This window comes from Janibacter zhaoxuefangae, from assembly GCF_050271985.1.
GTDB lineage: Bacteria > Actinomycetota > Actinomycetes > Actinomycetales > Dermatophilaceae.
In genome coordinates this window covers 1234794-1259827 of sequence record NZ_CP189849.1, presented here as the reverse complement: position 1 = coordinate 1259827, position 25034 = coordinate 1234794, and the positions used below count along the sequence as shown (strand labels likewise).

Here is a 25034-nt window from a genome sequence, read left to right as displayed (position 1 = left end):
TCTCGTCAGTCCTTCGTGGTCGTCGGTCGGATCACGGCCATCCGTGTCACGGTCAGCTCCTCCATCGCGAACCGCGGCCCCTCACGGCCCGCGCCGGAGTCCTTGACTCCTCCGTAGGGCATGACGTCGGACCGGAAGCCGGGCACGTCGTTGACGACGACACCGCCGACCTCGAGTCGGTCGATGGCCGCGAAGGCCGTGGACAAGGACGCCGTGTAGACGCTCGCGTGCAGGCCGTACCGGGAGGCGTTGGCGACCGCGATGGCCGCGTCGAGGTCCGGGACGGACCGCACGGCGACCACGGGTCCGAAGACCTCCTCGTCCCAGACGGCCTGTCCGTCGGGCACATCGAGCAAAACCGTGGGCGCAACGATGCCGTCGGCGGTGCTGCCCCCGGAGATGACCGTGGCACCGGCCGTGACGGCATCGTCCAGCCAGGTCTGCACCCGGACGCGGGAGCGCTCGTCGATGAGCGCGGAGACGCGGGTCGATGCGTCCCGGGGGTCGCCGACGACGATCTGATCCAGCCGCCCGGACAAGGCCTCGAGGAGCTCCTCGCGCACGGCGTCGACGACGATCACGCGCTGCACGCTGATGCAGGCCTGACCGGATGCGTAGTAGCCGCCGCGCACGACGGCATCGGCCGCGGCCTCGACATCGGCGTCCTGCGCCACCAACAACGCGGCATTGGATCCCAACTCGAGCAGCACCTTCGTCGGAGCCGCGTCGCGGGCGATCCGGTGCCCAACCTCCGCCGACCCGGTGAACGAGACGGCCCCGATGCGACGGTCGGTCGTGAGGGCGACGCCGACGTCCGGGCCACCGGTGACGAGTTGCACCGCGGCGCGCGGTCCGCCGGCCTCGGCGAGCGCCTCCCGCAGCACGTGCGCGAGCCACAGGGTGGCCAGCGGTGTCTGCGGGGCCGGCTTGGCGATCACCGGACAGCCGGCGGCCAGCGACGGCGCGAGTTTGTGGGCGGCGAGGAGCAACGGGTAGTTGAACCCGGCGATGCCGACGACGACACCGATGGGCTTGCGCACCCAGAACCCCAGCAGCCCGTCGCCGCTCGGCAGCAGGTCGAGCGGCACGGTCTCCCCGTGCAGGCGCGCGACCTCCTCCGCCGCGGTCTGCAGGGTGAGCAGCGTGCGGTCAACCTCGACACGGCAGTCGACCAGCGGCTTGCCGGTCTCGAGGACGAGGAGGTGCTCGACGTCCTCCCGACGCGAGGCGATGGCCTGGTGGGCACCCATGAGTGCGGCCCGCCGCACGTGTGAAGGGAGCCGACCCACCTCGTCGCGCACCGCGAGGGCCGCGTCGACGGCGCGGGTCGCCGCGGCCGCGTCACCGACCGGTGCCCGGCCCACGAGCGACCCGTCGTAGGGGAAGTGGACCTCGTCGGCGCCGGCGGCAGGTACCCACCCGTCGCCGATCGGCAGCCCGTCCGGGAGCTCCGCGAGGAGGCTCGGACCATCGGCGCGGCTCATCACTGCACCCCTTCCGCGAGGTCGGCGGCAGAGGCGCCGGTCAGGGCCTTCCGCAAGGTCGGCACGGCTGCGAGGAGCGTGCGGGTGTACGGGTGCTGCGGGTTCTCGTAGATGGACTCGGTGAGCCCCATCTCGACGATCACTCCCTCGTGCATGACGGCGATCGTGTCGCAGAGGTGCCGGACGACGGAGAGGTCGTGCGAGACGAAGACCAGGGTGAGCTCGAGTTCCTCGACGAGGTCGGCGATGAGGTTCAGCACCTGGGCCCGCACGGACACGTCCAGCGCACTGACCGGCTCGTCGGCGACGAGGATGTGCGGCTCAGGAGCCAGGGCGCGGGCAATCGAGATCCGTTGCCGTTGGCCACCCGAGAACTGGTGGGGGTAGCGCCGGGCCGCATCGGGCTGCAGTCCGACCGCCTCGAGCAGCTCCGCGACCCGGGCCGTGCTCCTGCCGTGCCCCTGCGCGACGAGGGGTTCGGCGATGAGCTGGCCGACGCGCATGCGTGGGTCGAGGGACCCCATCGGGTCCTGGAAGACGAGTTGCAGGCGCTCCCGCAGGAAGCCCAGTCGCCGGTCGGGCAGGCCCGTGATGTCCGTGCCCTCGACCATCACCGTCCCGCTCGTGGCTCGGTCGAGCCCGGAGATGATCCGCAGCAGGGTCGACTTGCCGCAGCCGGACTCCCCCACGATGCCGAACCGCTGCCCCTGGGCGACGTCGAAGTTCACCCCGCGCAACGCCCGCACGGGTGCGCTCGCATGACGCAGGGACGTCCGGGGCCGGCGGTACTCCCGGGTCAGGCCGCGGACACTGATCGCCGCATCCGGGTTGGGCTCGGCGCTCAGTGACGGCACGTGCAGCACGGGCTCAGCCATGGGAGATCACCTCCTCGGGGGACGTCGGATGGAAGCAGGCGTATCCGGCATCCGGACCGGTTGACGTCCACGGCGGGCGCTCGGCGCACTCCTGCGTCGCCTGCGGGCAACGGGTGCGGAAGACACAGCCCGCGGGGAACTGGCCTCCACCCGGCACGGACCCGGCGATCGTGGACAGGCGGCCGTTCTCGTCGACGAGTGCCAGGTTGGACGCACCGATGAGGCCCTGGGTGTAGCGATGCCGCGGGCGCGTGAAGACGTCCTGCACGGGTCCCGCCTCCACCACCCGGCCGCCGTACATGACCAGCACGCGCTCACACGCGGTGGCCACGACGGCGAGGTCGTGGGTGATGAAGAGCATGGCGGCGTCGCGTTCCTCGACCCCGCGGACGATCAGGTCGAGCACCTTCGCCTGGACGGTGACGTCGAGGGCCGTCGTCGGCTCGTCGCAGACGAGCAACGCGGGATCGTTGGCCAGCGCGATGGCCAGCACGATCCGCTGACGCTGACCGCCCGAGAACTGGTGCGGATAGGCCTGGGCGGCCGCCGCGGGATCGGGGATCCCGACCTGATCGAGGAGGTCCACCGCCGCCGCGTGGGCGGAGGCCCGGTCGAGCCGGGTCCGGTGGATCAGGAGCGGTTCGGCGACCTGACGCCCCACCTTCATCGTCGGGTTGAGGGCCGTCATCGGCTCCTGGAACACCATGGCGATGTCCTTGCCGCGCACGCGCGACATCCGCGACTCGTCGGCGCCGATGAGGTCGTGCTCGACCCCCGCGAGGCGCACCGAGCCGGTCGCGGTGATGTCCTCGGGCAGCAGGCCCATGATGCTCAGCGCGGTCAGCGACTTGCCGGAGCCGGACTCGCCGATCAGCCCCACGCGCTCGCCGCGTCGAATGGTCAGGTCGACGTCCTGAACGAGGTCGACGTCGTTGACCGCCACGGACAGGCCGCGCACGGTCAGGACCTCCTCGGCCTCGGGTGGGCTCGTCGCGGCGGTGGCCCCGGTCGTCGGCGCGGTCATCGTCGATCCTCCATCCTCGGGTCGAACCGATCTCGCAGTCCGTCACCGAGCAGATTGAATCCGAGCACCGCGAGGGCGATCGCCATGCCGGGGAAGATGGCCAGGCGCGGTGCGCTCCAGAGCATCTCCTGGCTCTCCTGGAGCATGCGTCCCCACGAGGGGGTCGGCGGCGGCGTGCCGAAGCCGAGGAAGGAGAGGGCGGCCTCGGCGAGCACGGCGATGGCGAAGCCGACGGATGACTGCACGATGACGAGGCTGCTGACGTTGGGCAGCACGTGCCGCAGCCCGATCTTGAAGGGGCTCATGCCGGCGGCTCGGGCGGCGAGGATGTACTCGGTGTTCATCACCTGGAGCGTGCCGCTGCGGATCAGCCGGGCGAAGACCGGGATGGTCGCGATGCCGATGGCGACCATGGCGACGAAGGTGCTGCCGCCGTAGATGGCCGAGAACATGATCGCGAGCAGCAGCGCCGGGAAGGCGAGAAGCAGGTCGTTGCCGCGCATGCTGAGCTCGCCGAACCAGCGCGGCGCCATGCCGGCGACGATCCCGAAGGGGACGCCGATCAGGGCCGCGACACCCACGGCGACGAACCCGACGAAGAGGGTGGTGCGCGACCCCACCAGGATCTGGCTGAAGACGTCGCGGCCGAACTTGTCGGTGCCGAACCAGTATTCGGCGGACGGCTTCTGCAGCCGGGCGGTCGGGTTGACGAGCGTCGGGTCGTGCGGCGTCCAGACGAAGGACAGCAGCGCCATGGCGACGACGACCGACACGAGCAGTCCGCCGACGACGAGTGCGCCGTTGAGTCGCCGCCGGCCACGGCGTGCGGGCGCCGGGGTGGCAAGGGGAAGGTCGGCCTCGGGCGTGCTCATGCGCGTGCGCTCCTCAGTCGGGGGTCGATCACGAGGTAGAGCAGATCGACCAGGAAGTTCACGAGGAGCACCGCGACGACGAGGATCATCACGACGTCCTGGATCATGATCAGGTCCCGGTTGGCGACGCTGTCGAGCAGCAGACTTCCCAACCCGGGGATGACGAAGACGCGCTCGACCACGACCGCGCCGATCAGCAGCGTGGACAGCTGGAGCGCGAGGACGGTCACCACGGGCACGGCGGCGTTGCGCAGGCCGTGCCGGCGCAGGGCCTGACCGGCGGTCAGCCCCTTCGCCCTGGCCGTCCGCAGGTAGTCCTCCCGCAGGACGTCGAGCACGGCGCTGCGGACGTACCGGGTCAGCACCGCGGCCTGCACGATCCCCAGCGCCAGGGTCGGCAGGATGAGCTGCTTGAGGAAGGCGACGGGATCCTCCGCCGGGGGTGTCCAGCCGTTGGCGGGCAGCCAGCCGAGCCCGACGGCGAAGACCGTGATCAACAGGATGCCGGCGAGGAAGGCGGGGATCGCCACGCCCACCTGCGAGGCGGCGGAGAGCAACAGACCCGACAGTCTGCGGTGCTTCACGGCCATGACGACACCTGCGGGCACGGCGAGCACGAGCGCGATGATCATCGACGTCGCCACCAGCCACAGGCTCACCTGCAGACGGTCGGCGATCTGGGGACCGATGGGTGCGCGGGAGACGTAGGAGATCCCCGGGTCGAAGGTGACCAGTCCCCTGACCCAGTCGAGGTACTGCACGAACAGCGGCCGATCGAGGCCGAAACTCGTCCGCATCTGCTCGACGGCCTCCTCGGAGGCGTTGACGCCAAGGGCGACCCGGGCGGGGTCTCCCGGCAGCACCGCCATGAACCCGAACACGATGATCGAGCTCACGACGAGGCTGCCGAGGAGAATCCCCGCCCTCTTGAGCAGCTGCAACAGCATCGGGTCAGAGCACCCGTTCCCCGGTCAGGACCGGCTCAGGTCGGTGACGTCGAAGGACTCCGTGATGGCGTTCTCGGGGAGGCCCGTGATGTCGGAGTCCGCGACGATGAGGTTGGGCAGGAGGAACAGCCAGTCGGCAGCCGCGTCCTCGGACAGCATGGCCGCGGCCTCCTTCATCGTGGCCACCTGCTCCTCCTCGGTGCCGGAGTCGGCCGCGGCCAGCAGGTCGCGGAACTCCTTCTTGCCGTAGCGGGTGTAGTACTTCGGGTCGCCGAAGACGGCACCCATGTCCCGGGGCTCGACGTGGGCCACGATCGACATGTCGTAGTCGGCGTCGGTGAAGACCGTCTGCAGCCAGGCCGCGGGGAACTCGAGCTGGTCGAGCTTGACCGTGAAGCCGGCCTGCTCGAGCTGGCTCTTCACCACGGTGCCGCAGGACACGGCGTAGGGCAGCGTCGGGATCCGCAGCCGCAGCGTCGGGTTCGCCTGACCGGACTCCTTCAGCAGCGCCTTCGCCTTGGTCACGTCGTAGGGGTAGTCACCGGTGAAGTCCTGGAACCACGGGTCGGTGGGCGGGGTCATGCTGCCGATGAGCTCACCGCGTCCGGCCCAGCAGGTGTCGAGGAGCGCCTTGTGGTCGATCGCGTGGCGGACGGCCTGCCGGACCTTCTTGTCCTTCAGGGGCCCGGACTCGTTGTTGAAGGAGAGGACGACCTCACCGTTGGTCGTGCCCTCGATGACCTGGTACGTGTCGTTGCCCTCGAACTGCGCCAGGGACTCGGGCGACTGAACCGTGCCGATGACGTCGATCGTCCCGCTGAGCAGGGCGTTGTTGAGGGCCGTCGCGTCCTTGAAGTACTTCATGGTCACCGACTGGAAGTAGGGCTTCTCGCCCCAGTACTTCTCGTTGCGGGTCAGCGTGATCGAGTCCCCGCGGGTCCACTTCTCGACGTCGTAGGGGCCGGTGCCGACGGGGTCGTTGGCGAGGTCGGCGACGCCCGACTTGTCGAACATCGCGCCGATGCGGGTGGTCATCCGGTAGAGCCAGTCGTTGCTCGGCTTGGACAGGGTCACCTTCAGTTCCGTCGGCGACACGGCCTCGACGGACGTCACGACGTCCATCGCGCCCTTGAGCGAGACGGTCCAGTCCTTCTTGACGCGCTCGATGGAGAAGACGGCGTCCTCGGCCGTGAACGCCTCGCCGTTGCTGAAGGTCGCGCCATCCTCGAGCGTGAAGGTGTAGGTCTTGCCGTCCTCCGAGACCTCCCAGGACGTCGCGAGTCCCGGCTCGATCTCGCCGTCCTGGTTGACCTGGACGAGGCCCTCGTAGACGTTGTAGAGCAACGCCTGGGGAATGGCCGCCCCGTCGGTGGTCGTGAAGTCGAGGTTGGCCGGCTCGGCGACCAGCCCGACGGTCAACTTCTCGTTGGTGGTCTTGGTGGTCTCACCCCCGGTGGACTTGGAGGGGCTCGAGGTCGAGCCCGCCGAACACGCTGCCAGCAGCAACGGTGCGACCGCGATCGCCGCCACTGCCGAGTTCCTGATCTGTCGACTCACCGGTGCATCTCCATCTTCCGAAGGACAGCGGAGCTCAGCTCCGCCGTTGTGGCGTGGCCGCCGAGGTCGGCGGTGTGGTGTGAAGGATCCACGAGTGCTGCGGCGACCGCATCACGGACACGCGCGGCTGCGCCGACGTGCCCCAGATCCTCCAGGAGGAGCGCGCCGGAGAGCATGCAGGCGACGGGGTTGGCGATCCCCTTGCCTGCGATGTCCGGCGCCGAGCCATGGACTGGCTCGTAGATGCCGACGGACCCGGGGTCCGTGCGGACGTTGGCGCTCGGCGCCATGCCCATCCCGCCCGCCAGCACGGCGGCGAGATCGGCAAGGATGTCGCCGAAGAGATTGCTGGCGAGTAGCACGTCGAGAGAGTGCGGGGCCTGGATCATCCGGGCCGCCATGGCGTCGACGAGCACGACCTCCATCGTCACGTCGGGGTAGTGCTCCGACACCTCGCGGACCACGCGATCCCACAACGGGTAGCCGTGCCGCATGGCATTGGACTTCGTCACGAGGGCCAGTCGACCGCTGCGTCGACCCGCGAGGGCGAAGGCGTGGTGGGCCGCGCGCTCGATCACCCGTCGGGAGTGCACGGCGACCTCGATCCCGAGGTCGTGACCGGTGCCCGCGTGGGCGAGGCCGCCAGCCCCGACGTACTCCCCCTCGGTGTTCTCCCGCACGATGACGAGGTCGACGCCATCGGAGTCACGCACCTTCGTCGGGACGCCCGGGAATGCGCGCACGGGGCGGATGTTGACGGCCAGGTCGAGCTGCTGACGCAGCCCGATGATGAGCCCCCAGACCAGCTCGTCGTCGGGCACGTCGGTGCGCCCGACCGCGCCGAAGAGCACGGCGTCGTGCTGGCCGACGATGTCGGCGGCGTCCGTGGGCATGGCAGCGCCCTCGCGCAGGTAGCGCTCGCCGCCCCAGTCCAACTCGGTCAACTCCACCACGATGCCGTCCACCGCCAGTGCCGCCTCGAGCACCGGGATCGTGGCCGCGACCACCTCGGGTCCCACACCATCACCGGGGATGACGGCAAGCCGCACCGCTGCCTCGCTCTGTGACATGTGCGCCTCCATCCCAGTGGTCTGACCAGTGACCTACGTCGCAATAAGCGCTACCTTCTTGGGTGTGCCGTCGGATGTCAAGGACTGGGATCAGGCGGTCGGCACTCGAGTCGAAGGGATGCGCATGGCCGAAGAGCAGCAGCTGGCAGCGATGCCCGCCGTCGAGATGATCGAGGGCTTCCGGGACGGGACGCTCTCCCCACTCGAGGTCCATGACGCCGTCCAGCGCGTCATCGAGGCCCGCGAGCCGGTGCTCAACGCCTTCTGGGTCCGGGATGCCCGCGAGTCGCGCGAGGCGGCCATGGCCAGCGAGAAGCGTTGGGCCGCAGGCGAACCGCTCGGACCGATCGACGGCGTGCCGGTCACGCTGAAGGAGAACGTCGCCCGGCGCGGCATCCCGATGCCGGCCGGGACGGCCGGGGTCGTGCCGACCGTGCCCGAGCGCGATGCCCCGATCACCGAGCGTGTCCTCGAGTCCGGCGGGGTCGTGCTCGGCTCCACCGTGATGCCCGACTGGGGGATGCTCTCGTCCGGGGTCTCGAGCCTGCACGGCATCACGCGCAGTCCGTGGAACCCGGCGTGGACGACCGGCGGCTCGAGCTCCGGCGCGGGTGCCGCCGCCGCCGGCGGCTACGGACCCCTGCACGTCGGCACCGACATCGGCGGATCGATCCGGCTGCCCGGCACCTGGCTCGGGCTCGCCACCCTCAAGCCGAGCGACGGCCGGGTACCGCTGGACACCCCCTACCTCGGCCGGGCCGCCGGGCCACTGACGCGCACGGTCGCGGACGCCGCACTGCTCATGAGCGTCATCAGCCGCCCGGACGTGCGCGACTGGTCCGCTCTGCCACCCGCCGATCTGGACTGGTCCACTCCCCCGCATGATCCCCGCGGCCTGCGCGTCGGACTGCACCTCGATGCCGGTTGCGGGATGGCCGCCGACCCCGAGATCGTCGCGGCAGTGCGGCGCGTGGCGGCACTCTTCGAGGAGGCCGGTGCCGTCGTCGAGCCGGTGGCCCCCTTCATGTCGCAGGATCTGCTCGACGACCTCGACCTCTTCTGGCGCGTGCGCTCGTGGAACGACTACGACGCCCTGCCGGTCGAGGGCAAGCGCAACGTCCTGCCGTACATCGCCGACTGGTGCCACGGCGGCGCCGACGTGTCCGGCACGACCGTCCTGCGGTGCTACCAGCAGATCATGCGCATCCGAGCCGTCACGGTCGCGGCCACGGCCCCCTTCGACGTCGTCCTGTCGCCGGTGACGCCCGTCGCCGCCTTCGCCGCCGAGCAGCCGATGCCCTTCCCGGAGGACGGCCACGGCATGTGGCACATCGGCTTCACCGCGCCGTACAACATGTCGGGTCAGCCAGCGGCGACGGTCAACTGCGGCTTCACACCCGATGGGAGGCCGATCGGCGTTCAGATCTCCGGGCGACGCTTCGACGACGTGGGAGTGCTCCGGACCGCCGCCTGGTATGAACGAGAGCGTCCCGACGACGCCACGCCACGCTGGCCCGACGGACTCGGTGGGAGCGCTTCATGACCGACGGAGCCCAGTTCCAGCAGGTCAGGTCGGTCCGACTCTACGAGCGCATCGTCCAGCAGATCGAGGATGCGATCGCCCGGGGTGAGCTCACTCCCGGGCAGCGCCTGCCCAGCGAGCGCGAGCTCGTCACGCAGTTCGGTGCAAGCCGTCCGACCGTGCGTGAGGCGCTGCGCGTCCTGGAGAGCAACGGGGTCGTCCGTTCCCGACCGGGTGACCCCAAGGGGCCCGAGATCCTCCCCTTCTCCCCCAAGGGCCTCACCAAGCAGATGACCCGGCTGGCGCAGATCGACCAGATGTCCATCGCCGAACTCGTCGCCTTCCGGATGATCCTCGACGGGTCCGGCAACCTGCTCGCCGCTCGACTGCGCACCGCGAAGGAGCTCGCCGCGATGGAGCGCACGCTCGAGGTGATGGAGAGCGCGATCGACCTGGGCTACGAGGAGTTCAGCGAGGCGGACATGGCCTTCCACGATGCCGTGGCGCAGGCCAGCCGCAACGCCATGATCCAGGTCTGCAACGCGGTGGTCCGCGGCGTCGTGCTCTCGTTGATCACCGACAAGGTGGCGCACTCGCGCAACAGCAAGGCCCTCATGCGGGAGTCGCTCGAGCACCACCGTGAGGTGGTCGACGCGATCCGCGCGGGCGACGGTCCCGCCGCGGCGCGCATCTCGCGGCGCAACCTCTACGACTACTACGCCGGGTACGTGCCCAAGCGTGACCGCGCCTCGCTCCTCGCCCTGCTCGAGGGCGACGAGGACTGACCCCTCGGAGTCGGCTCAGCCGTGGTCGGGGATGACGACCTTCCACGGGCGGATCGTCGCGTCGGCGCTCACGCCCTGGACGGTGTAGGGATCCGCGGCGACGAGCCCCTGCACCTCGGCCTCGTCGGCGGCTCGGAAGATCACCATGGCCCCCGACCCGTCCCCGATCGGGCCGGCCAGGACGACCTTCCCCTCGGCGTGGAGCCGGTTCATGTAGGCGAGATGTGCGGGTCGCGCCTGGGCGCGCGCGTCCATGTCCGCGTAGCGGTACTCAAGTACGAAGTGGGCCATGTCAGTCCTCCGGTGTCGTGGTCATTTCGGGGGCAGAGTGCGGGCGTGGGCCACCCCGGCGTCCACCCAGCGCCCGAGGTCCTCGTCGGACGTGACGCCTGCCGGGTCGACCTCCAACCAGCCGGTCATGACGCGCCCGCGCATCTCCATGGGGCGCGCACCATCGCCGTCGGCCAGGAACGCCTCGGCCTCATCGGCTCCGACCCGCACCATCATGGCGCCGCGGCTCAGCGCCGCCACCGCCATGTGCCGGTCGATGAGGAAGGCGAGCCCGCCGAACATCGCCTTCTCGGTGAGCCCGGGCTCACCCGCCAGGAGGGCGCGGATCCGGGCTGCGAGGTGCTCGTCATAGGCCACGACGAGCACGCTATCGCGCTCCTGTCATGCGATGACAGACGGCGGCGATGAGCAGGCGTGCGGGTATCCGGTCCGCACGGGCTGACGCTGGTGGCCGGGGGTCGGCTCGGGTGACCGTTCCGTCCGGGACACGCGGAGAGGCCGCTTCCAGTTTCCCGGAAACGGCCTCTCACCTGCGATTTTCTGTGTCGGGCTGACAGGATTTGAACCTGCGACCCCTTGACCCCCAGGTGGCAGGAACAAGGCTCATAGCCCACCTGACCAGGGGTTTTGCGTTTCAGGAGCGCGCTCTGCGCGTCACATTTCGCAGGGTTTGCAGGTTGTTGGTCACCTAATTGGTCCACTTCATCCACGGCGGCGGATGTACCGAATTAGCTGGCCTCGTTGCCACCGGCCTGGCTGTCCTGGACCACCTGAACCTCGTCCTGACGGAGCAATGCCCTGGCCGTGTTCGCTGCGTCACAGGCAACCAGTGAGACGCGGCGGAGCATCGGCCGCAGAGCGTCGCGTGCGTCTTCCCACCTCGCCGACCAACTGTCCTGTGTGCGTTGGCTGTCGAGCTGCGCGATCACTGAATCGAGCACGGATGAGTCCAACGAGTCCGCCAACGCGATGAAGCGGCCGGCATCAACCAAGTCGTGCTTCTGCGGCTGGTTGAGTGCGGCAAGCAGGTCGCTGTGCATCTGGGAAAGCCAACTTCCTGCGGCCTCCCGGTCGACGAGGGCTACGGCTTCCAAATCAGCAGAAATACTGCTCCATCCAGACCCGCGCGGCCCGTGGACCTCAACGAGCCTTCCTTGCTTGAGCCAACGGACTGCCAGGTCGGGATAGAGCTTCACGAGCGTGGAAGGGAACGGTTGGGCGTGAGGAACGAACTGGTGACAGGTTCGGTTTAGGCCGCGAGTGTGAGCGGCTCGGTTAGCTTGGCTTCGAACTCGATGGGCGTCAAGCCGCCGAGGGTGTCCTGGGCGCGCTGGCGGTGATACTTCCGCTCGATCCAGACGACGATCGCGAGCCGCAGCTCCTGCCGAGTTGCCCACCGCTGCTGGTTGAGAACGTTCGTCTGCAGCAGCGACCAGAACGACTCCATGGCCGCGTTGTCCCCGGCGGCGCCGACTCTGCCCATCGATCCGACCATGTCGTGACGGCGCAACTCGCGGGCCATGGCCCGGCTGCGAAACTGGCTACCCCTATCGGCATGCAGGATGCACCCGGCAACCTCACCGCGGCGGGCGACGGCGTTTCGGACGGCGTCGACGGCGAGCTTCGCGGTCATCCGATCCGAGATGGAGTAGCCGACGATCCGGTTGGAGAACACGTCTTTGATCGCGCAGCAGTAGAGCTTGCCCTTGGCAGTCCAGTGCTCCGTGATGTCGGTGAGCCAGAGCCTGTTCGGGGCGTCGGCGCGGAACACACGCTGCACGTGATCGTCGAACACCGGCGGCCCGGCCTTCTTGCCCTTCCCGCGTCGCCGCCGTTGCGCCGAGGAGAGGATCCCGGCCTGCGAGCACAGCTTCCACGCCGTGCGCCTGCTCATCCGCCACCCCGCTCGGCGGGCTTCGTCGGCGAGGTATCGGTAGCCGAACGTCGGGTCGTCGTAATGCGCGTCGTGCAGCGCGTTGATCCGATACGCGCGGAGCACGTCGGCATCCCTGACAGGGTCGCCTCGCCACCGGTAGTAGGGCTGGCGGGCGAGCTTGAGGACCCGGCACGACACCGTCACGGGGATCCCCGAGTCGGCGAGCTCAGATACGAGCGGGTAGGTCATTTTGGGGAGCCACCGAGTTTCAGGTTCGCCTGCGACAGATACGCCGCCGCTCGCCGGAGGACCTCGTTCTCCTGCTCGAGTAACCGGATCCGCTTCTTCAGTTCCCGAGCCTCGGCGGCGTCCGCGGCGGTCTGGCCGGGACGGTTGCCGTCCTCGACATCGGCTTGACGGAGCCAGTTCTGCAGGGTCGCTTCGCTGATACCGAAGTCGGTGGCGATCTGTTTGATGGTGACGCCGCTCTCGCGGCTGCGAGCGACCGCGACAACGTCTTCGCGGAACTCTCTGGGATAGGGACCGGGCATGATGACATCCTCCCCGTCAGCGCCTCCCGGCACTAACGATCAGTTGTCACCGATTCGTTCCTCACGCCCGTTCGATATCGCTCTCGTTACTTAACAGAAACCCACGTACGACGCTAGCTCCTCGATTCCCGAAAGAAAGATGGTGAAGCAGATGATCTACGGCACCGAATGGGCGACCCTCTGGCCACCCCTCTTGTCGCGCTTCATCTACAACGTTCAATAGCCAATCGGTAGAGAGGTTCATCGCGATCTCATCCGTGATGTCAGTCGACAGGTAGGACAACCAACCGAGAAGTATGTCGAGGTTGTGAAGCTGGTAGCGCTTCTTGGATTCGAGCGACCTCGTGGCGGCCACCCAATCGACCTTCTGCATCGCAACGAGCACAGCATCCGCGAGCTCGCGAAGCGCGGGCTCCTTAGCCTCCATGAACGCCGCGCGAACACCATCTGACTCGTGCGGCTCGCGCTTGGCGTCTTCCTCGTCGGCATCGCTCGCCGACGGAGCATCAGCAAGCATCGCGACGATAAGCATCGTGCCGAATACCCAATCTGAAAAATTGCTGGCCGCGTCTGCGAGGTCGCGCTCCATTGCTTCGCGTATCTCATCAGCGCAGACGTCAAACACGATCACTGCCGTCTGCGGGGAGATCGAAGCAAGCGCGTCGACAAAGTCGTAGATTTCGAAGGGATGGGATCGAGAGTCTCGCATCGATAGCCACTCCTTGAGCGCCCCTGCGTCTATTCCGCGTTCAAACTCAGCGCTCCACGCAAGTAGATCCCCCGTGCGCCAATCCGTGCACAACTCCTGGATGATATGTGTCCAGTCCATCGCTGTCTGGCGACTACCTGCGACAGAGACTCGCTCAGCAATCACCGATGCCGGAATCGAGTTGCGGATGCGCTCGTAAGCGGCCTCGTGGCTTGAGCGCAAGCCGCTGAACATCCATTTGTATCCGTTTGCTTCCTCCGAGGTCATGGCCGGCAGCCAGTCGATGATGCTGTCTGCGAGCTCCTCGGCGGCCTGGTCGGACAACTTGCGGAACCACTCAGAGGTCCACACGAGGTTGAGAGCGACGCCGCGGTCGCTGCCAGGAGATGCTCCGAGGCACTGGTCTACCAGGGCCTCGGAGACCTCCTCGTCCACGAGGGCACTCGCCCATTGATATCTATAAGTGTCGATCCGATCGAAGACTCGGAGAAGCCAAAACTTACCCGCCGCGTCCACCCGCACGTCGAGCAAGGCGGCCCGGACGCATTCGCGCACGATCGCTCCGATTCCTGACTCGGCCCGGAGCCCCAAATTCTGAAGAGCACGCTCAGCGATGCGAATATGCGACGCGCGTATACGGTCGTCTTGCTCACGAACGAGTCTTGAGTTGGACAGAAAGAGAAGCGCACGATCAATGCGTTCCGTGTCCAGCACGCCGTCAGAGGAGAAGCGCGCTCCTCCAATCTTCATTGCCGTTGAGTCGAGTTCACCTCGCGTGACACCGGCGTCGCGAGAGGTCATCTGTCCGACGCAAACGAAGGCGAACACCAGCGCGGCATCAATGTTCTCAACCGCGCGATCCAACGTGCCAACGATGCGGCGTTCGCCGCCGGAAGCAACGAACATGTATAGCCACGGCTCAGTGGCCGTGCGAGCCGCAAGCTCGAGGCGCTGTTCGGGGGTATCGGAGAACGCCGACCATCGGACTCGATCGTCAAGCTCAGTCATTAATGGGCCAATCGTGTTCAGATTGGCGCGACAGTACGCATGCAACGTAGCGACTGCCTGATTGGCAAGGAGCATCTCGCCATCACGCGGTTCGAGCTGCTCCGTCGAAACCAAGAGCACCGCATGACCATCATCGACAGAAGACTCGAAGGCCGCGATCACATTGCGATCAATAGCTTGGGCATCATCGACGACTGCAAGCACGGGGCCCCGCATTCGCGTCAACTCCGCTACGTCTGCTGGGGTCGCCACTCCAGCCTGTTTCAACTCGACTACCTGCCACCCATCGCGATTGAGTCGACGTGCGGCATGAAAAGCCGTCACCGATTTTCCGGTGCCGCTCGACCCCGAAAGAGTCGCAAACCTCGAAGCCAAAAGCCGCTCAGCCAGCCTCGGCGCAGCCGGCAACTCAGGGCATGCGTTCACATCCGTAGGACGAAGTCTCTCTCCTCGCAGTGCCGCGAGAAAACTTCTACTGCGTGCGAAGGTGACGTGCTTCCAACCCGCCAGCGGGTCCGGTGGCACGAGCTGGGAGGCGACATCTGATAGAGCAGTGTCGGCTGTGCTTCTGATTGCGCCTTCGCCGGTTGCGGACGGTCCGACTCGAACAACGGGCCACCGCTCTTCCAATGGTGCCAACAAAGACTCCACGACCGCTGCGTCGCTTCCGCTGTATCCGAGTACGAGGAGTGTTCGGGGTCGATCCGATAAAGCGACGACGTGATCGAGCACTTCGGACGAAACCACGCCGTCTTCGTCCGGTAGGACCCAATCGTCCTCAGGATGAGCAGCATCGCCGTGCGGCTTGTGGAGCACACCTGTTGGCAACGCCACGCCGTACATGTGCTCGTAGGCACGTTCTACACAGGTGTCCCAGTTGAACGAAACCACGCCCTCGATGTGGCCACTGTTCACGAGACGGGCGAGATCGAAATGGGCACTTGACGGGTCGCGATCAGCATCGAGCGCCGCGAAAGCTGTCTGGAAAGCGGTTCTGACGAGTGGGAAAGCTCGGACCAGCCGCCACCCTTCATCTAGTGCGCTGCGACCTGAGCTCAGGACCTCCTTCGCGCTACCCGCGATGCCGGTTCTCTCGCGCAGCGCGATAAGCGCCTCCGGGACGTCCTCGATTGCCTGCCATAGAAGCGGGGGAAGCTGAGCCGTCATCGGGTAGCCACCGGCAGAAAGCCCGGCGCCAACAACCGCGAAGGCGCCGAACGAGCGGATCATTCCAACCGCCTGAGTGGTGTCTGCAGTCATCATCCGATTCCTATGCCTAGTCCGTCGAATCGAAGACTGACTGCGATGTACGCCTCGGCAGTTCCCATACGAGCCACATAAGGGAGGCTCAGATTAGCCATTCCCTCGGACTCGCTCTCGCGCGCGATCCCGTATCTGCTCGCGCAGCCGCGCGCGAACTTCATCATGAATCGTGGTCGAAACCTCTTCCGCAGTTTCGACGGACACGACAAGCGCGTACCGGACACGATTGCCTGCGCGGAGTCGTTGCGCATCATCCATGCACTCGATGTGGATTGGGAATCCGGCACCGTCGCCGAAGACCATTGCCTGAGTGCCCTGTACGAGTTCGTGTTGCAGGCTTCCGCGGCGCACAGCGAAGTGTTCCCCCTCTACGCGGTCGCCTGCGGCAAGATGGGTGTCTGGTGTAGCGAAGTAGACCTTTGCCGCGCGGTAGCGCTTGAGCTGACCGGCTGTGGGGGCGGCATAAGCGAGGGTGATCGTGAAGCGATGCCATGCAGAGCGCGACCGCAGCGACGGGGGAAGCGGAAGCTCATATGTATGGCGCTGATCGCGCGCTATGAGGCCCCCTGCTATGAGCACAGCGCGATTGGTTGCCGCGCGGCCAAGCCGTGCCGTGTCGAGCTTGCCGTAGCCGAGCAACAATGACAGCTTGCGTCGAACGTCTTGGCCCGTGAGCCCGAGTTCGCGACGTAGGCGCGTCTCCCATTCGCCCCAGCTACTTGCGTGCGCGAGGAGGGCTCGCACGAGCAACGGGTGGTAAAGCGGGTCGGGCAGAGGCGCGTCCTCTGCATCGCCAGTCCCGGATTCGAGGATGTCGAACAGTCTGCTCGCCTCCCGAGTGACCAGGGCGGTGGCATTGCTCGTCCCAAACGTGAAGACCGTGCTGTTCGTCGCGCCTCCCCGACCGGGGCTGGCGACCTGGAGCCCCGGTCCCGTGACTCCCGATGGAGCGATTTCCAGAGTGGTCTGCGCTTCGCCAGGCGTGTGAACGGGCCGGAGGTAGACGGCTCGTCCACCGATGTGATGGACGTCAGGCTTGATCGAGCGGTCGACACCGGGACCGGTCGCGCTGTAGTGCGACGGCGCTCTGGGACTTGTGATGTCCCAGACAGTATCCGGGAGCTCAATGTCACCATATCCATCTTCATGAGTTGCGCCGACGGTGAGCGAGTTGAGTGCATCACCAGGCGGCAGGATGCCACGGAGCAAACTCGTTTCGTAAACGGCGCGCGTCGCGGCCTTCCGCACCGTCTCGACATCAGGCGAGTCAGTTGCGGGAATCGAGATCGCGTCGTGGTGATTGCCTGCGCTAACGATGAACAGCAAGTTGTAGTCGTTCGCGAGCCAATCCAGGAGTCGACCGACTGGGCTCATCCGTCGAGTGAGCGCTCGCGTTTGCGCGCCAATGGAGAGGTTGACGACGCGAACACTCGGAGCAGTCGCCGGTCGTCCGGATTCTCCCACTTGCATGCGACGGATCGCACGGTGCAGAAGGTCGGGTAGCAGTCGGTCCGGCAAGACTTGTTCATGCCCGGTGTGGAACTCGTGTGGGCGCATGATCGGCCGAACGTACAGCTTGCGATCCAATGGCTCACCGGGTGCGGAAAGGTCACCGTGGATGATGAGCGATGCCATCGCCGTCCCGTGGTGGCGGGCCGCCATCGCATAGTCCTCGCCGATCCCGTCGGGGTCATCGACCGTGAGTCGGCCCGCCAACGCATCGTGGTTCTGGAATGGCATGCCGTCCAGCAGTGCGACACGTGGTAGTCCTGCTACTTGCTCGCCGATGGGAAGTTGCACCTCAGCGACCGGGTCCAGCGTCGCTGGAGCAACGTTCATCGGAGTGAACGGGCTGACGAACATCACCTCATCGGTGGTGAGGAGGCGGATAGCCGTCGCTCCGTCTCGGAGGACGGCCTCGACTTGCTGGATCGGCAGCTCCGCCAGGATGGCGTGGTAGCTGATCTCTCCGATCTGCGAGCGGTCCAGGATGGTACCGCCGCTCGCGGTGATGACTTGTTCCACGTGGGATTCGGCGGCTGTTCGCTGTGACGGATCGCTCCGATGCCAGAGTTCGACCTCGACTTTCACGGCGCTGATCGATTGGCCGACGATGGAGAGGGTTTCTTGCCATCGCTCGCGCAGTCCAGTCTCTCGAATGCGGTCTTCCGCGCTCCATCGCCGGATCGCTGTCAACTGCAGGAAGGCGTCTTTGAATTTCCCCAGCCCATACTCGAAGGAGGCAGTCGGGTTCTCCTGCCACTTGCGGAAGAGTCGCACCAGCTCGTCGATCGCCTTTGCGTTCGACATCACAAGGTATAGCGAATGCTTCACCGACTTTTCGGTGCGTCCTGTCTCTCGCTCTGACATATGGAAGTCGTCGTCGGGATCGACCTCGTCGCCGACAAGCTCAGACAGGAACTCCAGCCCTTCGATGCGCTTAATGGCGTTCTGGAAGTCCTTCACACTTCCTGCGAGGTCGAAGACGACGACTAACTCGGGATCAACCTCGTCAGGCATGTCCGCCGCGAGTCGCGCCCGCTCGGCGTCGAATGCCGCCGTGAGTTCGCGAAACTGAGGAGACAATCGCTCACCCTGGCGCCGAGCACCCGGCTTAGTGAGACGCGGCATGTCCCGGTTTGGTTGTGAGGGCCGATCAACGATGACTGGCGGTCCGAATGCCAGGAGCGGCCTGCGCTCCGCGGTCACCCCGCTGCCTGACCACGCCTATGTTCAAGACGTTCCTGCACAATACGACGCAGGTTGCTGTCCGGTAACTCCAATACGGCCCGACGACGCACGTCGAGAGCGAACTCCTCCAGCTCGGCATAGCTGGCCCCAGCCAGCTTGTCGGCCAATGTGCGCGGCGTGAAGCCAAGGTCACCGCCGAGCCTGACTGCGAGACTTTCCAAGAACCTGGTCGCCTGTGCTCTGCTGGGTGCGTCAAGCTCCGCACGAATCTGGAAACGCCGCCAAGCAGCACGATCAAGCAACTCGCTGTGGTTAGTCGCTCCAACGAAGATCACATGCGCAGGGAGTCGATCGATCTGGAGCAGCAGCGTCGATACAACCCGCTTGATTTCACCAGTCTCGTGTTCATCGGACCGTTCTTTCGCGATCGTGTCCAGCTCATCGAAGAACAGAACACATCGCCGGGTCCGGGCGAACTCAAAAGCGTTGTCGAGCCGGGCGGCAGTCTCACCGAGGAAGCTCGACACAACACCCTCGTAGCGGATGACGTAAAACGGAAGCATCAGCTCGGCGGCGATCGCCTCAGCAACGCTGGTCTTTCCGTTGCCCGGAGGCCCGGACAGCAGAAGACGATTTCGCGGTTCGATCCCGTAGCTGCGTAGCAGCTCAGCCCGCTTCTGCTCTTCGATCAGCTCGGTGACGACCCGTTGGGGTACAGAGGCGAGTTCGATGTCGCTGAGCCGACGTGTCGGAACAACCTCTTGGACGAGGTCACGGATCGCTGCCGCCCTGTCATCTCGGACGTGGCTCTGCCCAGTTGTGGTGATGATCTCTGAGAGACGATCCGCCAGGAGATGATGCTGGTTGGCGCGCTCCTCGGCGATGACAGCCTCAACGAGCACCCGGAATCGGTCTTTATCGCCCCTACGTTCGGCCTCAACGAGGTCGAGGAGCAGGTCCGCTCGTGCCATGTCCCGCCTCCTCAGCCGCGTGTGGTGTCATCTGGTCCGATCTTACCGTTGACAGCTCCGAGGCTACCGAGGCGCACCGACACAGATGCAGCTAGCGGCAGGACAAGCGTCGAGGGCCTCAGATGCCAATTTCGGATTACGCGTCCACCGCCTTGGCCTGGCGAGCACGCCGCCGGGTGAGTGTCTCTCCGATGCGGGCATGGGTCAGGAGAACCAGGCTGACGGGTCCGATGATGGTCAGCTTCATCGAGTTCCAGATGCACAGGAGAACCAGGAGGTGCAGCCATCCGGGCCCACCGTCTTCGATGAGATCTCGGAAGGCGGCTGCGCCGAGGAGGTACGGAATGGCGAGAAGCATCGCCGGGACGCCCCACTTGAGTCCGCGGCGGGTGCGGATCGCATCGAGGAGCCGGTTGGTGGGCATGTAGCGGCGCAGGAAGTTGCGGGTGCGGACGCTGAGGGTCCAGATGAGTCGGAGCATGGCGGAGTCCTGTCATGGTCTCGGCGACAAGAACCTTGAAGGACTCACCCGCAAGCGGTGGAGCCATACTGTCGCGACGAGCGACAGCACATATTTAGAGGCCGCCTCGTCATCCACTTTAGAGCCTCTAAGCAGCGTGTTGCATGAACTTCTCGCGGAGCCGGTCATAACCATCACCGGCTATTAGCTGCCAACTGAATCGGAAGATGAACATCAGCGCACCCCGGAGGGCTTGCATCAAGTGTCGTAGCTGTTCCGCTTCTTCTGGTGTGCCTTCATCGGCATGCTTCAGCTTCTCTGCTGCGTTCCGAACTTTCACGAGGCTCAGCGCGACCAACGGCTCCAGAGTCGAGTTCTCCATGGGAGGCTGTCCTGCGTATGCGAAGCACAGCGCTGTCCCACGTTTCGTCGGTACTCGCTGTCCGTTTCGCTCGAACACGAGAGTCTTGTCATCGGGCAAGCTCGAGTCGATCCAGGTCAACACCTCTTGAGTGGTGAAGGACATCCGCAACAATCGGTCGATGAACTCAACCAGGCTAGACGCGGCCTGGGAGACGCCATCGTCAGAGTTGGCAAGCGCGTGCTCAAACCCACGGAGCTTTCGTGCGAGAACATCGCTGAGTTCTGCTGCACGGCGCTGGACCTCATTGTCGAGGAACCCGCGCATCATCGTGGACAGCTCCGACACATCTATGTCGAGTGTGGTGGCTTCGTCATCTCGTATCGGAAGATTCAGCTCAATGAAGTCCATGTCGCGCTTATCGAAGAATGCGCCGATCTGTTGATCGATCTGCAGCGCGCTGTTCAGGAGCACTGCCTGGGCTTCTGTGAGTGCGCCAAGGCTAGAGCGTTCCTGCGCCGAAAGCGGAAGAACGGCATCTTCAATGGCTTGCGCGAGCGGCATCGCGGCCCGAAGCAGACGGCGCGATCCGACAAGAAATAGGGACCAGTCTTGTTCGACAGCCGACTTCAGTCGGTCAAACGTCTTGGTTCCAAGGAGCCGGTTCATGAACCGCTTGCCGTTTCCGTCTTTGTACCGCGCGGCGTAGCGCTCGACTCTGGTCTTGAGCTCAGATTCGTTGAACTCTAGGAACTTCGTGACTCTCTCATCTGGAACACCGTCGGGGAAGAACTGCTCGATACGAACAACGATCCGATCAAACCGGCTCTCCCAGTCTTGTTCTTCGGAGTCATCCAACAGATCGTGGAGCGTGGCCACTCCGACATCGAGCGCTTCCGGCAGCCAGTCGGGTATCCCCAAGAGTCGGTGTACTCGTGAGGGAATACGTCGCAACTCGCTTGCGATAGCCGAGCGATGCTCGGATGCTGGTTCGTCCTCTTGCACTGTCTGATCTCCAATCCCGGTTCCGAGGTTGGAGCTCGTTCCCGACGCTGCTAATAGGTGGTGAGAATCACAGCTCGATTCTACCGAGGGGGTCCGACATCGCGGCCCTGACGAGCCCGTGTCGCAGTAGACACCACGCGCGAATCAGAGGCCTCCGAGGGCAACACCTGACGACGTGCGGCGAGAAGGAACTTCCATACGCGATCGAGTCAAGTCGTGTAGTTGGTCGTAGGCATTCCGGGCGCGGGCCTCGTCGATCTTCTGCCTGGTCGATTCCGCTGCGCCAAGCGCTGACGTAGTCGTGACGCCGTAGCGGTCGCGATAGGCAGCAATCACCGTCGCGCATTGCCGCCAAGTCGCACTCTCCCAAGGCTCTGTGGGCGGCGTGCCGAGGGCTGTCAGCCAAGGCTCTGCGTTGGTCACCGCGGTGTCGAGGCAGAAAACGGCTCGTTGCTCGATAAGCATTCGTCGTTCATCGAGCGCACGCCGCATCTCTGGCGTCATAGCGCCAGTGGCCTCCGGGACGAGCCCAGCGATCAGACGTGGCGCACGGCGAGTACGCCCGGAGCCAGCGGGGCGTGCGGTAGCGCGTTCGACACGGTGATGGATGACAGAGGCAAGATCGTCGGCATCGCCGAGCGGCCGGGCCTGGATCAGGCGCGGAAGCAGGGCGTCGATGTTGTGGTGGTTGGCTTCTGCACGTCGGAGTTCGGCAGACAGCGCACCATAGGCGTCGGAGGCCAGGACATCATCGGTCTGCTCGTCAGTGAGACCGGATGCGCGAAGGAGCCCGGCCCAGCGGTCGTGTTGGGCTGCTTGGGCGATGGTTTCGTACTCGGCCGCGAGCTGCGCGATCGAGCCCCACCGTTCCTGCTCCGCAGTGATGCTCTCGTGGGCGGAGAGCTCGGCACCGACATGCTGGAGCACTCCATAGAGGACAGACCTCGCGGTGGCGTCGGTGTTGTCGCTGGGGTGCGGATGCCGATGGTCGTGGTCGGGCTGGTCGGTGACGACGTAGGCGTGGTTGGCGTGGCGGCCGCGGGTCATGGCGACGTAGAAGTTCTCCCGCGTCGTCGTTGCCGTCACGACAGTGTGGGCGGTGTCGGTGGTGACGCCTTGCGCCCTGTGCGCGGTGACTGCGTATCCGAGATCCAAAAATTCTGAGGCGTACGCGGCTGGCAGGATGATCGCACCTCCGAACCGGCGTCCGTGGGGACGGATGGTGATGGAGCCGTCGTCTCGGACGTTGGTGATCTGCCAGCGGTCGCCGTTGCGGACCCAGGTGTGTCGGTTGCGGAGCCTCCGGTCGTTACGACGAGTGATGACCGTGTCGCCGACGGAGGCGGTGCTGCCATCGTGCAGTTCGATCTCCTTCACTGGGGTGATGGTGCCGTCGATGATGAGGTCAGCACGGGCCCGGTTGTTCAGGGCGGTGACGGTCTCGTTCGTCTCGGCGATCAGGATCGACGCACGTCCGTTCTGGGTGTCGGCTCGCCAAGCCACATAAGCAGCGTCGGTGATGGTGTCGGCGTCGCCGTCGTGGATTCGTTGGTGGTCGAGGTAGGTGTCGATGATGTCGGTGCGTCCGTGCCGCAGGCTCAAGGAGGCGGTCTTCTCCCACTCGTTCGTGAACCGGTGAATATCGACCAGCTCGGGCGCATCGTCACGGTCGGAGACGAGGAGGTTGAACGCGCCGCCGGCGTCGACGGATTGGAGCTGGGCGTAATCACCGACCAGCAGCACCTTCGCCCCCGCCCGCGCCGCTGCATCGGTGATGTGGTCGAGGGAGATGGTTCCGGCGAGGGAGGCTTCGTCGACGATGACGAGCTGACCGGCTTGGAAGGTGGTGCCGTGGAGGGTGTGGTTGCTCCACCATTTCGCTGTGTTCTCGGTCGCGATCCCGAGGTCCTCCGCCAGCACCGCAGCAGCGACCGCAGACGGTGCGAGGCCAACGACAGAACCTCGTCCGTGTTCGGTCTCCCATGCCTGCCGCAAGGCGGACATAGCGGTGGTCTTCCCCGCCCCGGCGGCGCCGACGAGAACATCGATCTGGCGGCCGGAGACGGCGATCGCGGTGAGGGCTGCGGCTTGGTCGTCGCTGAGTACCCGACCCTGCCGATCCGGATGAGTGGTGACCTTTTCGACTGTCTCCAACGCCACGGTGGGTGCTGTGGTGGTGCGGGATCTTTCCAGGAGACGGTCTTCGGCGTCGAGGAGGGTTTTTGATGAGTAAATGTTGGCGTGCGCGGGCCGGAATCTGCTCGACCCATCCGCCCGTTGAAACAGCACCGGGCTCGACGCAAGATCCGGCGGCGACAGACGCAGGGATGCTTGTTGGGCAGCGTCGGCGACCATCCCGGTGATCGCCTCCCGATCCTGCATCGTGGCGAACCGCCATCCCATCAACTGCCGGGATGCCTCGGCGTGCAGATTCCAGCGCTGCCACGTCGAGCGCCGCTCACCGACCGCCTCCATCACCGCCAGCCCGATCTCACCGATCATTTCCAGGGGTACGTCGTCGGCGCGCAGCACCAGCACGGATGCATTTGTGGCGAGCTCGCGTGCCCAGCCGGTTGCGTCCTGGCCGAGGATGCGGCGAGCGCGGCCGCGCCAGTCGGTGGTGAGTTCGGCGAGTGAGTGGATCTCTTTCTCGGGGCGAGTGGCGAGGGTTGCTTGGGCGCGGAGTTTCAGGACGGTCGTGGCGGTGGGTTGCTTACCGTGCTGAGCGACGTAATCGGCGATGAGTCGTTCCTTCTCCTCCTCGATGTGCCTAGTTCGGGTGGAGAACTCGTCGATCAGTTCTTGTGGGACGCCGGTGATTTCCCACGCGGGGCTCCGGTCGCGTCCGCGATCTCGGGCTTCCCAGGTCAGGCCGAGGGTGCGGGTGAGCTGATCGGCGAGGACCGCGTTGTACATCTCCGAGATCGCCACCACCGCCTGATGCATCGGCCGCCCTGCCAGCGTCCGCCACTTCCCGTCCTGCACGGTGAAGACCTTGTTACTCACCACGACATGGGTATGCAACTGCGGATCACCAGCCCGGGAGTCGTAGTGATCGAACGCTGCGGCGGCGACGCCTGCGACATCGACGTGTGCAACCGCCCCGTCGGGGCCAGTTGCACCCACCCTGGTCGATGCAACCTCGCGCTCCATGAACGCAACCAGCTCTGCAACCGCCGCGTGATGCGCGTCTGCGATCAGCGCCTGCGTCCCGGCATCGGCGACAGCCCAGAGCGCGGAGACGGACTTCGGGACGCTGAACGTGTAATCGAACCCCGCCACCGCACGCCGCGTGCCACGCTCGGCCTCTTCGGCTTCGATCTGCACGATCTGCTCCGCCCGTGCGGACGGCCCCAGATCAACAGGCAGGGCTTTGGTTCGGGTCTCGATCCGCTCGCTGACCGACGCGAACTGCTGATACGCCCGCCCCAACGAAGCCTCGGTGATCGGGTCGTGGCCCATACCGATCAGAAGCTGAAGCTGCGCCTCACTCACCTGCGCACCATCGTAGAGCTCGCCACTCCCAAGCGCCGAGAGCCCGGAACCGAGCCAGTGACCGGGCGGGTTCCCTGCCTCGGCGTAGTACCGCGTCAACGGCGTCGAGAGGGAACGGTCACCATCACCGGCAGCGACGGATCGCAGAAGGTACTTGTAGCCGTCGCCGGCAGACATCACGCGCATCGAGACCGTCATGCCGGTCAGGTGGTCGCGA

General features: G+C 65.9%; 19 protein-coding genes. 2 read left to right on the top strand and 17 right to left on the bottom strand.

The window, feature by feature from the left end; genetic code table 11:
- Window positions 1-5 precede the first annotated feature (5 nt).
- Genes ACQBAS_RS05930 through ACQBAS_RS05900 form a run of 7 tightly spaced genes read right to left on the bottom strand, consistent with a single transcriptional unit; the run spans window position 6 to window position 7829 of the window.
- Window positions 6-1484: an aldehyde dehydrogenase family protein gene (locus ACQBAS_RS05930; protein ID WP_427385428.1), complete on the bottom strand. Its 1479-nt coding sequence runs from the start codon at window positions 1482-1484 to the stop codon at window positions 6-8.
- A complete protein-coding gene (locus tag ACQBAS_RS05925) occupies window positions 1484-2359 on the bottom strand; it encodes an ATP-binding cassette domain-containing protein (protein ID WP_427385427.1) in 876 nt (291 codons plus the stop codon). Before ACQBAS_RS05925 ends, ACQBAS_RS05930 begins: the two co-directional genes overlap by 1 nt.
- The gene (locus tag ACQBAS_RS05920; RefSeq protein WP_427385426.1) at window positions 2352-3383 is read right to left on the bottom strand and encodes an ABC transporter ATP-binding protein; all 1032 of its coding nucleotides are present in this window, start codon (window positions 3381-3383) and stop codon (window positions 2352-2354) included. The genes ACQBAS_RS05925 and ACQBAS_RS05920 overlap by 8 nt, the downstream gene beginning before the upstream one ends.
- Entirely contained in the window at window positions 3380-4255 is an 876-nt protein-coding gene (locus tag ACQBAS_RS05915) for an ABC transporter permease (protein WP_427385425.1), read from the bottom strand. Before ACQBAS_RS05915 ends, ACQBAS_RS05920 begins: the two co-directional genes overlap by 4 nt.
- Complete coding sequence (locus ACQBAS_RS05910; protein WP_427385424.1) at window positions 4252-5202, bottom strand: ABC transporter permease; 951 nt, start codon at window positions 5200-5202, stop codon at window positions 4252-4254. Before ACQBAS_RS05910 ends, ACQBAS_RS05915 begins: the two co-directional genes overlap by 4 nt.
- A gap of 24 nt (window positions 5203-5226) precedes the next feature.
- Window positions 5227-6732 carry an ABC transporter substrate-binding protein gene (locus ACQBAS_RS05905; protein ID WP_427385423.1) on the bottom strand — a complete coding sequence of 502 codons (1506 nt, stop codon included), beginning with the start codon at window positions 6730-6732 and terminating at the stop codon, window positions 5227-5229.
- 23 nt (window positions 6733-6755) lie between these two features.
- Window positions 6756-7829: an isocitrate/isopropylmalate dehydrogenase family protein gene (locus ACQBAS_RS05900; RefSeq protein WP_427385422.1), complete on the bottom strand. Its 1074-nt coding sequence runs from the start codon at window positions 7827-7829 to the stop codon at window positions 6756-6758.
- Between the two features lie 124 nt (window positions 7830-7953).
- Between ACQBAS_RS05900 and ACQBAS_RS05895 the strand changes: the two genes are divergently transcribed.
- Both ACQBAS_RS05895 and ACQBAS_RS05890 read left to right on the top strand, forming a co-directional pair.
- The gene (locus tag ACQBAS_RS05895; RefSeq protein ID WP_427385421.1) at window positions 7954-9372 is read left to right on the top strand and encodes an amidase; all 1419 of its coding nucleotides are present in this window, start codon (window positions 7954-7956) and stop codon (window positions 9370-9372) included.
- A complete protein-coding gene (locus ACQBAS_RS05890) occupies window positions 9369-10136 on the top strand; it encodes a FadR/GntR family transcriptional regulator (RefSeq protein WP_427385420.1) in 768 nt (255 codons plus the stop codon). The genes ACQBAS_RS05895 and ACQBAS_RS05890 overlap by 4 nt, the downstream gene beginning before the upstream one ends.
- Before the next feature lie 15 nt (window positions 10137-10151).
- Here ACQBAS_RS05890 and ACQBAS_RS05885 read toward each other — a convergent pair whose 3' ends face one another.
- From ACQBAS_RS05885 to mobF, 10 genes are all read right to left on the bottom strand, one after another.
- On the bottom strand, window positions 10152-10427 hold the full coding sequence (locus tag ACQBAS_RS05885) for a YciI family protein (protein WP_427385419.1): 276 nt from the start codon (window positions 10425-10427) through the stop codon (window positions 10152-10154).
- 21 nt (window positions 10428-10448) lie between these two features.
- A complete protein-coding gene (locus tag ACQBAS_RS05880; protein ID WP_427385418.1) occupies window positions 10449-10784 on the bottom strand; it encodes a TfoX/Sxy family protein in 336 nt (111 codons plus the stop codon).
- Between the two features lie 371 nt (window positions 10785-11155).
- Entirely contained in the window at window positions 11156-11623 is a 468-nt protein-coding gene (locus tag ACQBAS_RS05875) for a hypothetical protein (protein ID WP_421008224.1), read from the bottom strand.
- A 53-nt stretch (window positions 11624-11676) separates the two neighbouring features.
- Window positions 11677-12854 (bottom strand): IS3 family transposase gene (locus tag ACQBAS_RS05870; RefSeq protein WP_421008223.1). Its coding sequence is split into 2 segments (ribosomal slippage): window positions 11677-12585 and window positions 12588-12854, totalling 1176 coding nucleotides; the frame shifts between segments, so codons are not numbered across the junction.
- 61 nt (window positions 12855-12915) lie between these two features.
- Window positions 12916-15831: a hypothetical protein gene (locus ACQBAS_RS05865; RefSeq protein ID WP_427385417.1), complete on the bottom strand. Its 2916-nt coding sequence runs from the start codon at window positions 15829-15831 to the stop codon at window positions 12916-12918.
- Between the two features lie 93 nt (window positions 15832-15924).
- Entirely contained in the window at window positions 15925-18420 is a 2496-nt protein-coding gene (locus ACQBAS_RS05860; protein ID WP_421009189.1) for a S8 family peptidase, read from the bottom strand.
- 119 nt (window positions 18421-18539) lie between these two features.
- Window positions 18540-19496 (bottom strand): AAA family ATPase, encoded by a 957-nt coding sequence (locus ACQBAS_RS05855; RefSeq protein WP_421009188.1) that lies wholly within the window; start codon window positions 19494-19496, stop codon window positions 18540-18542.
- 136 nt (window positions 19497-19632) lie between these two features.
- The gene (locus ACQBAS_RS05850; protein ID WP_421009187.1) at window positions 19633-19977 is read right to left on the bottom strand and encodes a sulfate permease; all 345 of its coding nucleotides are present in this window, start codon (window positions 19975-19977) and stop codon (window positions 19633-19635) included.
- Window positions 19978-20104: 127 nt separating this feature from the next.
- Window positions 20105-21322: a hypothetical protein gene (locus tag ACQBAS_RS05845; RefSeq protein WP_427385416.1), complete on the bottom strand. Its 1218-nt coding sequence runs from the start codon at window positions 21320-21322 to the stop codon at window positions 20105-20107.
- 144 nt (window positions 21323-21466) lie between these two features.
- Window positions 21467-25015 carry a MobF family relaxase gene (mobF, locus tag ACQBAS_RS05840; RefSeq protein WP_421009185.1) on the bottom strand — a complete coding sequence of 1183 codons (3549 nt, stop codon included), beginning with the start codon at window positions 25013-25015 and terminating at the stop codon, window positions 21467-21469.
- Window positions 25016-25034 lie beyond the last annotated feature (19 nt).